Origin of the sequence: Pseudomonas sp. NPDC085632, assembly GCF_044541255.1 — a bacterium.
In the GTDB taxonomy this organism is placed as follows: Bacteria; Pseudomonadota; Gammaproteobacteria; order Pseudomonadales; family Pseudomonadaceae; genus Aquipseudomonas.
The window spans coordinates 108,264-123,816 of the sequence record NZ_JBITSX010000001.1; the positions used below are offsets into that span (position 1 = coordinate 108,264).

The window sequence follows — 15,553 nt, forward strand, 5'->3', positions numbered from 1 at the left end:
AGCGAAATTCAAGCAGGCATGAAAAAGGCGAACCCAGCGGGTTCGCCTTTTTTGTGTGCGTTTGACTCAGCGACGGCCGAGCAGCAAACCGACCACCAGACCGAATCCGGCGGAGATCGCCACGGTCTGCCACGGATGGCCGCCGATGTAGCTTTCGGTTGCATCGACCGCCGGTTTGGTGCGATCACGCACGCTCGACACGGAATCCAGGGCCTGTTGCAGTTTCAGGGCGATTTGTCCGCGCAGCGTTTCCGCTTCTTCGCCGACCAGTGAGGCGCTGCTCTTGAGCAGTTTGTCGGACTCTTCGATCAGAGCCTGAAGTTCGCTGAAGGCCTGATCCTTGATTTGATCTTCGGCGGCTTGCACGGCGGATTTGCGGGCCATTGGGTGACTCCTTGCAGTTGAATGGACAGTGATCAATGGAGTGTGGCGCTTACTGAAAAGTTGCACTGAATTTAGGTCAGAAAGAAAAACCTGCGCGGGAGATTTCTGTCGAGCGTGTAAGATGTCGCCATTTTACGCAGCAGGATAATTCCCCATGAGTTTCAATCTGGCCGACAAATCCCTCGCAGAGCGCGCTGCGCTGGAAGACGAGAAATCCCGTCTGTTCGAACTCTGGCAGAACAATCTGGGCAAAGCCAAAGGCGAAGCCGCGCGTTTGTTCGGCGAGCGCGGCAAGCGCAAAGGCAAATGGGCCGAGTGGGTCCGCGCGGAACTGGACGGCATGTCGCCGCCAGAGTTCGCCAACATGGTACGCAGTGAAGTCAATCGACTGATGGCCGCCAACAAGTAACGCCTCAACTGAACGTCTCGGCAATCGCTTCACGCACTTTGACCACCACCGGATTGATCTGCGTGCTGGTGCGCCAGCCCAGTTCGATCGGATAACGTGGCAATTTCAGCGGGCACGGCAGCAGCGCCAGACCGCTGAGTGCTGCGATGCTCTCGGCGGCATGCGTCGGAATCGTCGCCACCGCCCGACTGCCCTTGAGCAGGTACGGCAGCGCGGCGAAGTGCGTGGTCGAAGCGCACACCCGTCGGCTCAGGCCCAGCGCCGCCAACCCCTCATCGGTAATCCCGATAAACCCGCCGGACGACACCAGAATGTGCTCGCGGGCAACGAACGCCTCAAGATCAATCTGCTGCTGGCCGGGCGCAAGGCTCGCCGGATCGACCAGACACGCATATCCACCTTCGCCCAACACCTGACGGCTGAGCAAGCGCTCGGCAAAGCCACCGGCAGTAATCGCCAGATCGATGCTGCGCTCCATCAGCGCGCGGGCGACGATCTGGCTATGAGTCTGTCGGAAGATCACCCGCAGCTTCGGTGCGCTGCGGGCAATTTCCTCGATCAGGCGACGGCCGTAGGCAATCTCGAAGTCATCCGACAGCCCCACCGTGACCGAGCGGCCATCGTATTGATTGGCCGTCGGGTCGACCATCGCCAGACTCTGCCGGCATTTGTTGAGCGCGTCGCTGACCACCGGTTTCAATTGATTGGCTTTGAGCGTCGGTGCCAGCCCACGCCCGGTACGCACGAACAATTGATCGCCGTATACCTCACGCAACCGGCGTAACGCCGCACTGACGGCCGATTGCGTGACGCCCAGACGCAACGCCGCGCGGCTCGCGCTGGACTCTTCATGCAGGGCTTCAAAGACTTTCAGCAAGTTGAGGTCGACGGTGGCGATATTCATTTGGCTCATATCATTCAGCAGTGTTCGGGGCTTTATTCATGATCGCGTGGCGCCGCAGAATCGGCAACCACTGAACCTCAAGGAGTCCCCGCAATGGCCAAATCGATTGTTGCAGCGCTGCAAATCGGCGCATTGCCCGACGGCAAAGCTGCCACTCTGGAACAGATTTTGAGTTGGGAAGGCGCGATCAGCGAGTCCGGCGCGGCGCTGGTAGTGATGCCGGAAGCCCTGCTGGGTGGTTATCCGAAAGGCGAGGGTTTCGGCACACAATTGGGTTATCGCCTGCCTGAGGGGCGTGATGCCTATGCCCGTTACTTCGCCAATGCGATCGATGTGCCGGGTGCCGAGACGCAAGCACTGGCCGATCTGTCAGCGCGCACCGGGGCCAATCTGGTGGTCGGCGTGATCGAACGCTCCGGCAGCACGCTGTATTGCACCGCGCTGTATTTTGACCCCCAGGCCGGCCTCGTCGGCAAACACCGTAAACTGATGCCCACCGGCACCGAACGGTTGATCTGGGGCAAGGGCGACGGCTCGACTTTGCCGGTATTCGACACCCAGGTTGGCAAGCTCGGCGCCATGGTGTGCTGGGAAAACATGATGCCGTTGCTGCGCACGGCGATGTACGCCAAAGGCATTGAAGTGTGGTGCGCGCCGACCGTGGACGAGCGCGAGATGTGGCAGGTCAGCATGCGTCACATCGCCCATGAAGGCCGCTGCTTTGTGGTCAGTGCGTGTCAGGTGCAGGCATCGCCTCAGGCGCTGGGTGTCGAGATTGCCAACTGGCCGGCGGATCGCCCGTTGATTGCCGGCGGCAGCGTGATTGTCGGGCCGATGGGGGACGTGCTGGCGGGGCCGTTGCGCGGGGAGGCGGGGTTGCTCACGGCTGAAATCGACACCGATGAACTGGTGCGCGCGCGGTATGACTACGATGTGGTCGGCCACTACGCGCGGCCGGATGTGTTTGAGCTGTCAGTGGATGAACGCGCCAAGCCCGGGGTGCGCTTCAACACATGACTCCAGCCTTATAGAGAACCTGTGGGAGCGAGCTTGCTCGCGAATGCGTCATCACATTCAACATTTTCGTTGACTGATATTCCGCCTTCGCGAGCAAGCTCGCTCCCACAGGGGATAGTCACTCGATTCAGTTATTGTGTTGTTCCAGCCATTCCTCGCGGGTGATTTCCCACAGCTCCCGTGGAAAACGCCCACCGACGAAATCGCCTTCATCTGTCCGGATCAAGCGCATCCCCGCGCGTTCCGAGAGCTTGCGCGAGCCAATGTTCGGCGCCGCTTTCGGCACGCGCATCACTGGGCGCTGCAGAGCGTTGAACCAGTAATCGGCCACCACCGCACAGGCTTCAGTCATCAATCCCTGACCTTGCCACGCCGGGCCCAGCCAGAAGCCGCGATGGTTGTCCGCTTGATCCATCAGGCTGATATTGCCGATCAACTGTTCAGGTGCGGACTTGAGGCAAATCGTCCAATGCCATTCCTTGCCTGCCGCCACCGCCGGCAAGGCAATGTCGCGCAGATAGGTGAGGGCGCCATCCTCCGGGTAGGGCCATGGCACGGCCGAGTTCAGATAGCGCACCACGTCCCAATGCGCAAATTCGCGTTGCACGGCGTCGGCATCGGCCAGTTGCAATGGGCGCAGGATCAGTCGTTCGGTGTACAGCGTCGGTGTGTCTTCCATAAACCTGCAGCCTCCATGAGTGTCTTTGAGGAACGAAGCAGGCTAGCGCATTTTTACCAGGTCGCGGCAGTGGCCTTGGGCAGGCTGAGCTTGCCGCTGTCAACGAAACGCATGGTGCCGAACAAGCCGCCGGCGAGTTTGCCGCGCAGCACGTAAGGCAGGTTATCGAGGGTTTGCGTCTGGCTCAGGCCCAGCGTCTGGCGCAGGACCGAGAACGCGGAAATGCTCACTGGCACGCTGACAATGGTTTCGGAAAAACGCGGGATCGAACCGCTCTGATCGCTCACGCCCGAGGCCAGCGAATGGCCGTTAACCTCAAGATCCAGCGCGATGCCGTTGTAGTCGATGGCCGTCTCATTGGGGTTCTGTACGCGGATTTTTATGGCGAAGCGCACTTCCAGATCCTGACTCGGCAACGGTTCGAGACCGACCACGTTGATGTTCACCGGATCACGGTTGGGGAATAGCGCACAGGCGCTGAGGGACAGCAGGAGCAGTGACAGCATGACGGCTTGAAAACGGCGCATAAACGGTCTCTCAACAAAAAAGGGCTGAACCGTCACCGGCTCAGCCCTTTCTATCAAAGGCCAGACGTTAGCGGTTCGACTGTGCGACAGCCGCGGCTGGGGCAGGTTCACCTTTGGCCGGCATGTCCGGGTTTTCCATGACCTGAAGGATAGAAGCTTCCGGGTCGAAATCGTCTTCTTCCAGCTCGATGAACTCTTCCGGCAGAAAGATGTTCAGCACGATAGCGCACAACGCACCGACGGTAATCGGCGATTCGAAGATGTTGCGCAGTGCTTGCGGCAGCTCGCGCAGCACTTCCGGGACCGCTGCAATGCCCAGGCCCATGCCCAGCGAAATCGCCACGATCAGCATGTTGCGCCGATGCAGGCCGGCTTCGGCGAGGATCTTGATCCCGGCTACCGCCACAGTGCCGAACATCACCAGTTCGGCGCCGCCCAGCACCGGTTTCGGCATCAACTGCAGCACCGCGCCGATCATCGGGAACAGCCCCAGCAGCACCAGCAGACCGGCAATGAAGAAGGCGACGTAGCGGCTGGCCACGCCGGTGAGTTGAATCACGCCGTTGTTCTGCGCGAAGGTCACCATCGGCATGCTGTTGAACACGGCAGCCATCGCCGAGTTGAGGCCGTCGGCGAGCAGGCCGGATTTGATCCGGCGGATGTACAGCGGGCCTTTGACCGGTTGCCGCGAAATCATCGAGTTGGCGGTCAGGTCACCGGCAGCTTCCAGTGGCGAGACAAGGAAAATCACCGCCACCGGCACAAACGCCACCCAGTCAAAGTTGAAACCGTACTTGAACGGCACCGGCACGCTGACCAGCGGCACCTCGGGCATTGAAGCGAAATCCACGGTGCCCATCAGCCACGCCACCACATAGCCAAGCGTCAGGCCGATGACGATCGCGCCCAGGCGCAGAAACGGCACGTCGACGCGGTTCAGCACGACGATGGTACCGATCACCAGCGCTGCCAGAAAGATATGGCTGGCAGCACCCAGATCCGGCGCGCCGAAACCGCCGGCAATGTCAGTCATTGCCACTTTGATCAGCGACAGGCCCATCAACGTGATGATGGTGCCGGTGACCACCGGGGTGATCAACATGCGCAGTTTGCCGATGAACTGACTCAGCACCACTTCGATGAACGCAGCGAAAAAACACACGCCGAAGATCGTCGAGAGAATTTCATCGGTGCCGCCACCGCGCGCCTTGACCATGAACCCGGCACTGAGGATCACGCTGATAAAGGAAAAACTGGTGCCTTGCAGGCACAGCAGTCCCGAACCGACCGGGCCGAAGCGCTTGGCCTGGACGAAGGTGCCGAGGCCGGAAACGAACAGCGCCATGCTGATCAAGTAGGGGATTTCACTGTGCAGACCGAGGGCGCCGCCCATGATCAACGTGGGAGTAATGATGCCGACGAAGCTCGCCAATACGTGTTGCAACGCGGCAAACACGGTGGCAGTCAAGTGCGGGCGGTCGTTGAGACCATAGATCAGGTCGTTGTTGCGCGGGGCTTTTTCAGAGGCGGTCATGGTGTTTTGCGCGCCGCGAGGCGGGGCCGGGTCAGAAAATGGAGGCGCAGGATGCCGGAAGAGGGCGGCGAGGGCAACGAGCAATAACTGCCTGAAAGGTCAGGTTTTATTGGTCGCTATCGGCAAACGCCCGTGTAGGAGCTGTCGAGTGAAACGAGGCTGCGATCTTTGAAGATCAAAAGATCGCAGCCTGCGGCAGCTCCTACAGGGAGATGTATCAGGAGAAGGCCGCGAGCAGATCTTCCTCGAAGGCTTTTTGCGCATCTCCCGGCACCTGCGCCCGATGCCGGGCCAGATGAAACCCCACTTCGAAACTCAACTCACCCTCACGAATGGGCCGCAGCAGGCCCTTGGCTTGCCAGCTGCGCGCGTAGTGATCCGGCAGATAACCGACATGTTTGCCGGACAGAATAAAGGTCAGCGTGCCTTCAACCTGCTCCGACCGCGCCGAGCAGACCTTGCCCTGAAACGGTTCGTCACTGCGCAAAAACCGATAGGGGTGATCGACCCGGTCGCAGGCCTGCAGGGCGGCATCACTCGGCGCTGCATCGGTAAACAAGGGATGGCCGGCAGCGCAGTACAAATGCTGGGTTTCGCTGAACAACTGGCGATAGTCGAAGGCACTTTGCACTTGCGAGAAATAGCCGATCGCCAGATCCAGTCGCTGTTGCAACAGCAACCGCTCCATTTCGCCGGGCATGGCACTGATCAATTCGATGCGTACAGATTCATCGCGCTCGCGAAAGCGCCGGATTGCCATCGCCACCCGCTGCAACACCGACTGATCGACCGACTCGGAGATCCCCAGGCGCACTTCACCGATCAAGCGTCCGGCAACACCGTTGGATTGATGGCGGAAGGTTTCAATCGATTCAAACAGCGCGCGCACCGCGATCAAGAGCTGCTCACCCTTGGGCGTGACACTGAAACCACTCTTGCCACGGCTGCACAAACGGTAGCCGAGGCGGGTTTCCAGTTTGGCCATTTGCTGGCTGATGCTCGACTGGCTCAGGCCCAGATCACCTTGTGCCGCACTGAAACCACCGCACTCGACCACCCGCACAAACAGGCGCAACAGTTGCAAGTCCACGTCGTGCAGTTGACCCAACATCACATTACTCCGGGATAAAGTCAGGATAATTATTCGGCTATTTTTCTAATGTATCGGACCGCGCATCCTGCAACCACTTCCTCCGGTCAGGTGTTCGTCATGGCTCCCGTGTTCAAGCTGTGTTTCCCCGCGCTGCTGTTGTCCGTGGCTCTTCAGGCTCAGGCCGAGGACAAAACCCTCAATCTCTACAGCTGGGCTGATTACGTGCCGCCGCAAACCCTGCAACGGTTCGAGCAGGAAACCGGCATTCATGTGCGTTACGACACCTTCGACACCTCCGAGGTGCTGGAAACCAAGTTGCTCACCGGTGGCAGCGGTTACGACGTGGTGGTGCCGTCATCCAGCGTTCTGGCGCGTGGACTGGCGGCCGGCGCGTTGAAGGAAATCCCCCACGAAGGCCTCAAGGGCTACGCCAACCTTGATCCGGATTTGCTGGAGAAAATGGCCGCCGTCGACCCCGGTAATCGCTACGGCGTGCCGTATACCTGGGGCACTTTGGGTCTGGGGATGAACGTCGAGGCGGTGAAGCAGCGCTTGCCCGATGTGCCGCTGAACAGCCTCGATCTGCTGTTCAATCCCGAGAACGCCAGCAAGCTGAAAGACTGCGGCATCGCGATCCTCGATTCGCCGCAAGAGGTCATCGGACTGGCCCTGCATTATCTGGGTAAAGATCCCTACAGCACGGACAAGAACGATCTGGCCGCCGCCGAAGCGTTGTTGCACAAACTTCAGCCGTCGGTGCTCTACGTCGCCACCGGCCGGCAAATCAATGACCTCGCTAGCGGCAATGTGTGCCTCGCGCTGACCTATAACGGTGACGCGAGCATGGCCGCCGATCAGGCGCACAAGGCCCATAAAACCTTCGAAGTGGCGTATCGCATTCCCAAGGAAGGCACGCTGGTCTGGCAGGACAATCTGGCCATCCCCAAAGACGCGCCGCACCCCGAAGCCGCTCGGGCGTTCATCGAATTCATGCTGCGCCCCGACTCGGTGGCCGAGCTGACCAACACGCTGTTTTTTGCCACCGCCAACCTGGCCGCCACGCCGCTGGTGGATGAAGCCGTGCGCAACGATCCCGACATTTACCCACCCAGCGAGGTGCGCGCGCGGCTCTATGCCGATCACAGCATGAGCCTCAAGGACATGCGCCAGCGCACGCGTCTGTGGACCACTTTCCGTAGCCATCAATAACAACAGGAGCACCACGATGGATGTGCCCATGCAGAATGATCAAGCCCTGACCCGTGACAGCCTTTATGGCACTGCCGCCGAAAGTACCTACGCCGGCATCACCAGTTTCATGCGCCGGCGTTACAGCCGTGACCTGCGCGGCGTCGATGTTGCGGTCAGCGGCGTGCCGTTCGACACTGCCACCAGCAACCGCCCCGGTGCACGTTTCGGGCCACGGGGGATTCGTGCCGCCTCCACCGGAATCGCCTGGGAACGCCACTGGCCGTGGACGTTTGACCCGTTCGATCATCTGGCGGTGATTGATTACGGCGACTGCGACTTCGATTACGGCGCGCCCCACAGCATTCCCGAAAGTATCGAAGCCCACGCCGAGCAGATTCTCAACGCGGGCAGCGCGATGCTGACGTTTGGCGGCGATCACTTCATCAGCTATCCGCTGCTCAAGGCTCATGCACGCAAGCACGGCACGCTGTCGCTGATCCACTTCGATGCGCACAGCGACACTTGGCCGGACGAGGAGGGCAAGCGGGTCGACCACGGCACCATGTTCTGGCACGCGGCGCGCGAAGGGCTGGTTGATCCGGCGCGCTCGGTACAGATCGGTTTGCGCACCACCAATGACGATCACATGGGTTTTCTGGTGCTGGACGCCCGGCAGGTGCATCGTCGTGGCTGCGAAGCGATTGTCGAAGCGATTCGTGCCCGGGTCGGCGATAACCCGGTGTACCTGACGTTCGACATCGATTGCCTGGATCCGGCCTTCGCACCGGGCACCGGTACCCCTGTCTGTGGAGGCTTGAGCACGGTGCAAGCGTTGGAGATTCTCGGTGGTCTGCGCGGGATCAATCTGGTGGGCATGGACGTGGTGGAAGTCGCCCCGGCCTACGATCACGCCGAGGTCACCTCGTTGGCGGCAGCCACATTGGCCATGGAAATGCTTTGCCTTTACGCCGCCCGACACAAGGTCGATCTCTAAACCCGCCGCCAATGATCGTTCCCACGCTCTGCGTGGGAACGCAGCCTGGGACGCTCCGCGTCCCGTCCACCGCCGAACGCGGAGCGTCCGTTGAGGCGTTCCCACGCGGGAGCGCGGGAACGATTATCCCGTGGCGACGCGAGCCGGATCAGGCCACAGGGATGATCGGCAGGTCCAACGTTTGCGGACCGGTAAAGCGAGGCGCGGCACTGGTAATCGTCTCGTGCGGCACACCGGCCGGCACGACGCTGCTGTCTTCGAGCCGCGCCATGTGTTGTTCGCTCAGTTGCACCTCGAGTGCGCCGAGGGTGGCGTCGAGTTGTTCGCGGGTACGCGAGCCGAGGATCGGAATCAGCGCGGTCGTCGAACGTCGGGCTTTCTCGCGTAACCAGGCGATAGCCACATGGGTTGGGCTGGCGTCGATTTCTGCGGCCACGGCCAGCAACGTATCGAGCAGGGCGGTGTCGCGGGCGCTTTTTTCCGCATGCACCAGCATGCCGAGTTTGCTCGCACGGTTGTTGTCATCGCTGCCGCGATACTTGCCAGTCAGGAAGCCACCGGCCAGTGGCGACCACAGTGTCGCCGCGAGTCCGAGCGCCTCAGCCATCGGCAGCAGTTCGCGCTCGGCGGTGCGTTCGGCGAGGCTGTACTCGACCTGAATCGCTGCAATCGGCGCGAAGCCGCGCAGTTCCGCCAGCACGTCAGCGCGGGAAACGCGCCATGCCGGGAAGTTGGATAGGCCGGCATAGTGAATCTTGCCGGCGCGCACCAAGTCATCAAAACCGCGCAGGATTTCTTCCATGGGGGTCACGCCATCGGTGACATGGGCCCAGAACAGATCGATGTGGTCGGTGTTCAGGCGTCTGAGGCTTTCCTCAACCGCGCGAACCATGTTTTTACGGCTGTTACCCGTGTGGGAAATGCCGTCGGCCGGGGTTGTGCCCATGCTGTATTTGGTGGCGATCACCAGCCGATCCCGCTCCGGCGCAATGAATTCGCTGAGCATCGTTTCCGATTGCCCGCCTTGATAGCCATTGGCGGTATCAATGAAATTGCCGCCGGCATCGAGAAAACCATCAAAGATACGCTTGGCTTCATCACGTTCGGCGCCATGACCCCAGCCGGTGCCAAAATTGCCGGCGCCCAACGCCAGTTCCGATACGCGCAGGCCGGTTTTGCGGCCGAAAACCTTGTAATGCATGGCGACGCTCCAGACAGAAAAAGTGGCAAGAGTAAAAATTACGAGCAACATATTTCAGCCAATATGATGTTGGTAATATTCATCGTCAAGTGCCTTGTTGCTCAACGGTCATTCGATCGGCGCGGCGTGATGAGGAACGGGGGGTTGCCAATCCCGATCTTTGTCGTTGTAACAGTCGTGGCATACTGCCGCGCATGACTTTCGACTCTCCTCTTAGCGCCTGGCAACACGCCGTTCAACACAAGGGCTTCATCCAGGATGAAGCTCAGGAACACGCGGTCTGGGCACTGCAAAAATGCCATGAAGCGCTGCACGCCGGTGCCCGTTCGGTCACTGGCGTTTATCTGTGGGGCCCGGTCGGGCGCGGCAAGACCTGGCTGATGGATCAGTTCTATCAGAGCCTGCGCGTACCGGCGCGACGCCAACACTTTCATCACTTCATGGGCTGGGTGCATCAGCGCTCGTTCCAGTTGACCGGGATTGCCGATCCGTTGCGCGCGCTGGCCAGGGAGCTGGCCTCCGAGGTGCGGGTGCTGTGCTTCGATGAGCTGTTCGTCAATGACATCGGCGACGCGATCATTCTCGGTCGGCTGTTTCAGGTGATGTTCGACGAAGGCGTGGTCATCGTCTGCACGTCCAACCTGCCGCCGGATGACTTGTATGCCGATGGCTTCAACCGCGATCGCTTCGTATCGGCAATTGCCGCGATCAAGGCGCATATGCAGGTGGTGGCGGTGAATGGCGCCGAGGATCATCGTTTGCATCCGGGGGCCGGCCTGCAACGCTACTTTGTGGCCACGTCCCCGGCCCGCGCGCTGGAAGAAGTCTTTCAGGCGTTGACCGCCGGACAGCCAGCCAGCACCGAACCCGTGTCGGTCGGTCATCGTCATTTGAACGTCGTGCAGGCCAGTGAATCGGTGTTGTGGTGTCGCTATGCGGATCTCTGTGAGCAGCCGTTCGCCGCCATGGATTTCATCGCGCTGTGCGATCGCTACACGGCTATTCTGTTGAGCGAGGTGCCGAACCTCAGCGCCCAAAAACGCGAAGGGCGCATCGCTCGCGGCACTGAAGATGGCGCGCAGCGGGTCGTTGCAGGTGACCGCGAGCTGCCGCAATTGTCGGTTCACGACGATGGCGTGCGGCGCTTCATCGCGTTGGTCGACGAGTGCTATGACCGCAAAGTACCGCTGTACATCGAGGCACAAGTGCCAATGGATGCGCTGTACACCGAGGGTTATCTGGAATTCCCGTTCCGCCGCACCCTCAGTCGCTTGCAGGAGATGCAACTGCAGCGCTTTGCCGAAACTTGAGTGAAGAGGGCGCCGACATGAGCCAACCGCTTTCCCATCATTTGCTGACCATGGCTTATCAGAATGCCTGGGCCAATCATCGCTTGGCCAAGGCCTGGACGCAGCTCGGCGCGGCAGACCTGGCGGCGCCTCGGGTGAGTTTCTTCCCGAGCATTCGCCTGACCCTCAATCACATCCTCACCTGCGACTGGTTCTACGTCGATGCATTGGAGCGCGAATTGCGCGGGGCTGAGCCGCATCCTGACTGCTATGTGTTTTTCAATGCGGATGAGCCATTTACCGACGGCCCGCAACTGCGCGATGAGCAGGCTCACGTTGATCGACGGCTGATTGCCTATTGCGAGCAACTGCGCGATGCCGATCTGGCCCGAATGGTCACCATTGCCCGCGACACGCCGCAGCACGACAGCCGCTTGCGCATGCTGTCGCACCTGTTTGAACACCAGATTCATCATCGGGGCCAGGTGCACGCGATGCTCAGCGGTACGACGGTGAAACCCCCGCAACTGGATGAATTTTTCTGTGCTGGCGAAAGCAGTCTGCGCGCCGAAGACTTTGCCGAACTGGGCTGGACTGAAGAATTGATCTGGGGCCACTGAAAAAGCCAAAGATCGGACGATCTTTTGATCTTTTGATCTTTTGCATTTGCGGGTTGCCCGCCCGATCACCCCCGCGCTAAGGTCAGACAGCCTTTCAGCACGCACTTTGCGCGCCGGGGCTTTTGTGTGTTCGGGGATGGAAATGGATTCCGCAGAGATTCTTGTACTTCAAGCCAGCTACAGCAATCCAACGCACGCCGAGGCCATCGGTATCGTGCTCAATCATTACGCAGAAGACCCCATGGGCGGCGGTCATTCGCTCGACCCTGAACTGCTGCGCCGACTGCCCGAAGAACTGGCCCGTCGCCCGCATGCGTTCAGCGTGCTGGCCTTTGTCGGTGGTGAGCCGGCGGGGCTGGTGAATTGCTTTGAAGGGTTCTCCACGTTTGCCTGCAAGCCGTTGGTTAACGTCCATGACGTGGCGGTGGTGGACCGGTTTCGCGGTCTCGGCCTGAGCCAGAAGATGCTGCAGAAGGTCGAGGAAATTTCTCGCCAGCGCGGCTGCTGCAAGATCACCCTCGAAGTGCTGGAAGGCAACGCCGTGGCGCAAGGTTCCTACCGCAAGTTCGGCTTCGCGCCGGGCATGTTCGACCCGAATCACGGGCAGATGCTGTTCTGGATCAAAAGTCTGCAGGCCTGAAAGCCCCTCACCCTAACCCTCCCGAAACGTCGGGCCGCCCGAAGGGAGAGGGGACTGACCGAGGTGTTTTGGCGAGGTACGCCGACCTGAAACATCGAGCCGAACTCAGATTCTGAAAAGCACACAAAACAGCTCCCTCTCCCTCGGGAGAGGGCTGGGGTGAGGGGCAAATTCACCACAAATCAAAAGCCGAACACCCAATCAACGCCCATAAAAAAGGCGCCCCAATCAGGGCGCCAAACTGTCTTCTCCCGGGCCAGAGCGGAGCCATGGGAGGTCCATCGGTTGCTCGGTGAATCTCAGTCGCGATAGGACTCGGTCACTTGCGCCGTCTGATCGGCGGGAACGCGAGTTTCTTTTGCGTTGGCGTCGCTCTGCTGCGCGCTCTGGGCTTGGTGGACCGGGAAGTTGTCGTAGTAATAGCGCATGCGCTCAGCGCCGCCTTCGGCAAAGACGCTGGCAGAACCCAGGGCAAACAGCCCGGCAAGCATTACGGTAGTGATTTTCATGGTGCCTCCTACTGAACAAGTGGGAGCCGTTCGTCCATGAAGCAGATCTCGAAAGAGAGTCTGGGTGGCATGAATTAACACGGGGTTAACGCCCGTACAGTGTAGGTTTTGCAAGGTGTTGCGGGGCGATATCAGACAGACGCGGCGCACATCAAGCGAAGGTGCGCCGTGCCCGAGGGGCGGGGGTCAGAGCTTCCAGTCGAGACTCAGCGTCACCGTGCGCGGGTCACCCCAATACACACCGTTATAGAAACCGACGTTGTCGTAATATTTCTTGTCGAACAGGTTGTTGACGTTCAGCGATGCCGACAGGTGTCGATCGAACGCGTAGCGCGACATCAGGTTGACCACGGTGTAGGCGCTCTGGTTGATGCGCGCCTCCTCCGTGTCGCCGCCAACCGGTCGGCTCGAGGTGCCATACACATCGCTTTGCCAGTTCACCGCACCACCCACGGTCAGCGCCTGCCATTCGCCCGGCAAACGGTACGCGGTGGAGACGCGCAACAGATTCATCGGCTCATTGGTGTTGGTGCGCTCGCTGTTGCCATCGACCGAGTGGGTATAGGTGTAACCGGCGGTCATGTTCCAGCCCTGCAGGATTTCGCCGGACACTTCCGCTTCAAAGCCGTTGACCTTGTTGCCCTTGCCGCCGGATTTATAGAACTGCTCGCGGGTCACCGGATCTGCCGGTACCGAATTATCGAGTTCAGCGACGTTATCCTGCTTGCTCCAGAACAGTGCCGTGGACAGGTTCAGGCGTTCCTCGAGCAAACTGCCTTTGACGCCCACTTCATAGTTTTTGCCGACCACGGGGTCGATGTATTTGCGATTCTTGTCGCGGTTGCCCTGGGGTTTGAAGATGTCGGTGTAACTCACGTACGCCGTGTATTCCGGGGTCAGGTCGTACAGCAGGCCGGCGTAAGGCGTCCAGACGTCGTTCTGTTTCTGGCTCGTGTAATCGACCTTGGTCAGTTGTCGACTGGCGTCGTAACGGTTGCTGGTGCTGGATGCCTCCCAGCTGCCGTATCGGCTGCCGAGTACCGCGTGCAGCTCATCGGTCAGGCTCAGGCGCGTGGCGATGTAGCCGGCTTTTTGTCGGGTATTGTCCTTGGAGCCGGTGAGGTCGGTGACCGTGTCATGGAACTTGGCGATATTGCCCATGTATTTCCAGTCGCGGATTTTTCCGTAATCGCTGGGTTGTGCGCCGGCGATGGTGTATGGGGAGTTCGAGCGGCGTTCGGCTTCACCGTAGCCGAACATCATTTCGTGCTCACGGCCGAGCAGCGAGTAGGGGCCGGAGACGTTGAAGTCATACGCCTGCATTTTCTGCGTGCCGATCATGTGCGAGGTGTAAGCGAGCATGCCGCTGCGGTCGGCCTCGGGGAAACCGCCACCGCCGTAATAGACCTTGCCGTCGCTCGCGCTGTCGCGGTGGGTGTACGCCGCTTTAAGGCGCCAGCCGCCGGCCAGTTGCTGATCAAGGGTGGCGAACGCGGTCTTGTCTTGCAGCGGCCAGGAACTCCACGACGTCGCCATGTTGGTCGAACGCCCCAGTCCGGCCTTGCTGCCATCGGCATTCCAGTAGGGCACGGTGCCCCAGGACGAGCCTTGCACATGCTTGTTCTGATAGTCGTAACCGACCGCCAGCACGGTAGAGTCGGTCAGATCGGCTTCGAGCACGCCATAACCGACCTCCCGTTGCAGCGCGTATTTGTCTTTGATCGACTGATTGTCGCGATAGGCCAACACCGTGCGCCCGCGCAAGCGTCCGTCGAACGCCAGCGGCCCGCCGACATCGACGTAGCTGTAGTAATTGTCGTAGCTGCCGCCACTGGCCCCGGCCAGCGCCTGCCACTGGGCGGTCGGACGCTTGCGCACCATGTTGATGGTCGCCGATGGATCACCGGCCCCCGTGGTCAGTCCCGTGGCACCGCGCACCACCTCGATGCGGTCGTAAATGATGGTGTCGGAGTCCGACTTCATGCGATCGAAGGTGTTGAGCATCCCGTCGATCTGGAAGTTGTTGATCGCATAACCGCGCGAGGAATAGCTGACCCGATCCGAATCCAGATGCTGCACCACCACGCCCGTGGTCTGGCGCATCGCTTCAGACAATGTACCGAGTTTGAAATCATCCATCTGCTGACGGGTGATTACCGACACCGATTGCGGGGTTTCCTTGATCGACAGGTTCAGGCGCGTCGCCGTGCTCATCGCGCCAGTGGTGTAGGACTCGGTGTTTTCGGTGGTGGTGCCCAGGCCTTGTGCACTGACGTTGGTCGCCGCCAGCTCAAGCGCTGTGTCAGTGGGCTGCGGCGGTTTTTCGGCTTCGGTTTCAGCTAGCAGATCGGCGCTGAATGCAGCGCTGCACAGGCCGAGGGTGAGGGTCATGGAACGGGTAATGGGCGCGAACATCGCAGCCGACTCCTTGTCTTCGAGGGAAAAAATCCGTTTGTTCAAAGACGAGGGGTACGGCTGGGATTTAGTCTCAAACGAGAAATATTGTTATTTGTGGGTGTTTCAGAGATATGACTCGACCTCGCTTGAAAAGCAAAAGATCGC

Annotated in this window: 16 protein-coding genes; 7 read left to right on the forward strand and 9 right to left on the reverse strand. The window is 60.2% G+C overall.

Features of this window, described 5'->3' with window-relative positions; genetic code table 11:
- Positions 1-66: 66 nt before the first annotated feature.
- Complete coding sequence (locus tag ACIF4X_RS00400) at positions 67-384, reverse strand: YqjD family protein (protein ID WP_016982860.1); 318 nt, start codon at positions 382-384, stop codon at positions 67-69.
- A 154-nt stretch (positions 385-538) separates the two neighbouring features.
- On the opposite strand from ACIF4X_RS00400, the gene ACIF4X_RS00405 reads away from it, so the two are divergent.
- Entirely contained in the window at positions 539-793 is a 255-nt protein-coding gene (locus ACIF4X_RS00405; RefSeq protein ID WP_007917411.1) for a hypothetical protein, read from the forward strand.
- Positions 794-797: 4 nt separating this feature from the next.
- Here ACIF4X_RS00405 and ACIF4X_RS00410 read toward each other — a convergent pair whose 3' ends face one another.
- Complete coding sequence (locus ACIF4X_RS00410; protein WP_397480455.1) at positions 798-1,706, reverse strand: LysR family transcriptional regulator; 909 nt, start codon at positions 1,704-1,706, stop codon at positions 798-800.
- Positions 1,707-1,790: 84 nt separating this feature from the next.
- Between ACIF4X_RS00410 and ACIF4X_RS00415 the strand changes: the two genes are divergently transcribed.
- A complete protein-coding gene (locus tag ACIF4X_RS00415) occupies positions 1,791-2,714 on the forward strand; it encodes a carbon-nitrogen hydrolase family protein (RefSeq protein WP_397480456.1) in 924 nt (307 codons plus the stop codon).
- A 127-nt stretch (positions 2,715-2,841) separates the two neighbouring features.
- Here ACIF4X_RS00415 and ACIF4X_RS00420 read toward each other — a convergent pair whose 3' ends face one another.
- The 4 genes from ACIF4X_RS00420 to ACIF4X_RS00435 all read right to left on the reverse strand — a co-directional run bounded on the left by ACIF4X_RS00420 (position 2,842) and on the right by ACIF4X_RS00435 (position 6,565).
- Entirely contained in the window at positions 2,842-3,393 is a 552-nt protein-coding gene (locus tag ACIF4X_RS00420; protein ID WP_397480457.1) for a GNAT family N-acetyltransferase, read from the reverse strand.
- 53 nt (positions 3,394-3,446) lie between these two features.
- On the reverse strand, positions 3,447-3,920 hold the full coding sequence (locus tag ACIF4X_RS00425) for an LEA type 2 family protein (protein ID WP_397480458.1): 474 nt from the start codon (positions 3,918-3,920) through the stop codon (positions 3,447-3,449).
- A gap of 67 nt (positions 3,921-3,987) precedes the next feature.
- Positions 3,988-5,454: a nucleobase:cation symporter-2 family protein gene (locus ACIF4X_RS00430; protein ID WP_397480459.1), complete on the reverse strand. Its 1,467-nt coding sequence runs from the start codon at positions 5,452-5,454 to the stop codon at positions 3,988-3,990.
- 217 nt (positions 5,455-5,671) lie between these two features.
- Complete coding sequence (locus tag ACIF4X_RS00435) at positions 5,672-6,565, reverse strand: LysR family transcriptional regulator (RefSeq protein ID WP_397480460.1); 894 nt, start codon at positions 6,563-6,565, stop codon at positions 5,672-5,674.
- 99 nt (positions 6,566-6,664) lie between these two features.
- Here ACIF4X_RS00435 and ACIF4X_RS00440 point away from each other — a divergent pair, with 99 nt between their 5' ends.
- Both ACIF4X_RS00440 and speB read left to right on the forward strand, forming a co-directional pair.
- The gene (locus ACIF4X_RS00440) at positions 6,665-7,756 is read left to right on the forward strand and encodes a polyamine ABC transporter substrate-binding protein (RefSeq protein WP_397480461.1); all 1,092 of its coding nucleotides are present in this window, start codon (positions 6,665-6,667) and stop codon (positions 7,754-7,756) included.
- A gap of 16 nt (positions 7,757-7,772) precedes the next feature.
- A complete protein-coding gene (gene speB, locus ACIF4X_RS00445) occupies positions 7,773-8,732 on the forward strand; it encodes an agmatinase (protein ID WP_397480462.1) in 960 nt (319 codons plus the stop codon).
- A 148-nt stretch (positions 8,733-8,880) separates the two neighbouring features.
- On the opposite strand, the gene ACIF4X_RS00450 is transcribed toward speB, so the two are convergent.
- A complete protein-coding gene (locus ACIF4X_RS00450; RefSeq protein ID WP_397480463.1) occupies positions 8,881-9,933 on the reverse strand; it encodes an aldo/keto reductase in 1,053 nt (350 codons plus the stop codon).
- Positions 9,934-10,127: 194 nt separating this feature from the next.
- Here ACIF4X_RS00450 and zapE point away from each other — a divergent pair, with 194 nt between their 5' ends.
- From zapE to ACIF4X_RS00465, 3 genes are all read left to right on the forward strand, one after another.
- A complete protein-coding gene (zapE, locus tag ACIF4X_RS00455) occupies positions 10,128-11,243 on the forward strand; it encodes a cell division protein ZapE (protein ID WP_397480464.1) in 1,116 nt (371 codons plus the stop codon).
- Between the two features lie 17 nt (positions 11,244-11,260).
- Complete coding sequence (locus ACIF4X_RS00460) at positions 11,261-11,842, forward strand: DinB family protein (protein WP_397480465.1); 582 nt, start codon at positions 11,261-11,263, stop codon at positions 11,840-11,842.
- A gap of 142 nt (positions 11,843-11,984) precedes the next feature.
- Positions 11,985-12,482, forward strand: a complete 498-nt coding sequence (locus ACIF4X_RS00465) for a GNAT family N-acetyltransferase (protein WP_397480466.1) — start codon at positions 11,985-11,987, stop codon at positions 12,480-12,482.
- Between the two features lie 299 nt (positions 12,483-12,781).
- On the opposite strand, the gene ACIF4X_RS00470 is transcribed toward ACIF4X_RS00465, so the two are convergent.
- Together ACIF4X_RS00470 and ACIF4X_RS00475 are read right to left on the reverse strand one after the other, a co-directional pair.
- Positions 12,782-12,991: a hypothetical protein gene (locus ACIF4X_RS00470; RefSeq protein ID WP_397480467.1), complete on the reverse strand. Its 210-nt coding sequence runs from the start codon at positions 12,989-12,991 to the stop codon at positions 12,782-12,784.
- A 186-nt stretch (positions 12,992-13,177) separates the two neighbouring features.
- Entirely contained in the window at positions 13,178-15,406 is a 2,229-nt protein-coding gene (locus tag ACIF4X_RS00475) for a TonB-dependent siderophore receptor (protein WP_397480468.1), read from the reverse strand.
- Positions 15,407-15,553 lie beyond the last annotated feature (147 nt).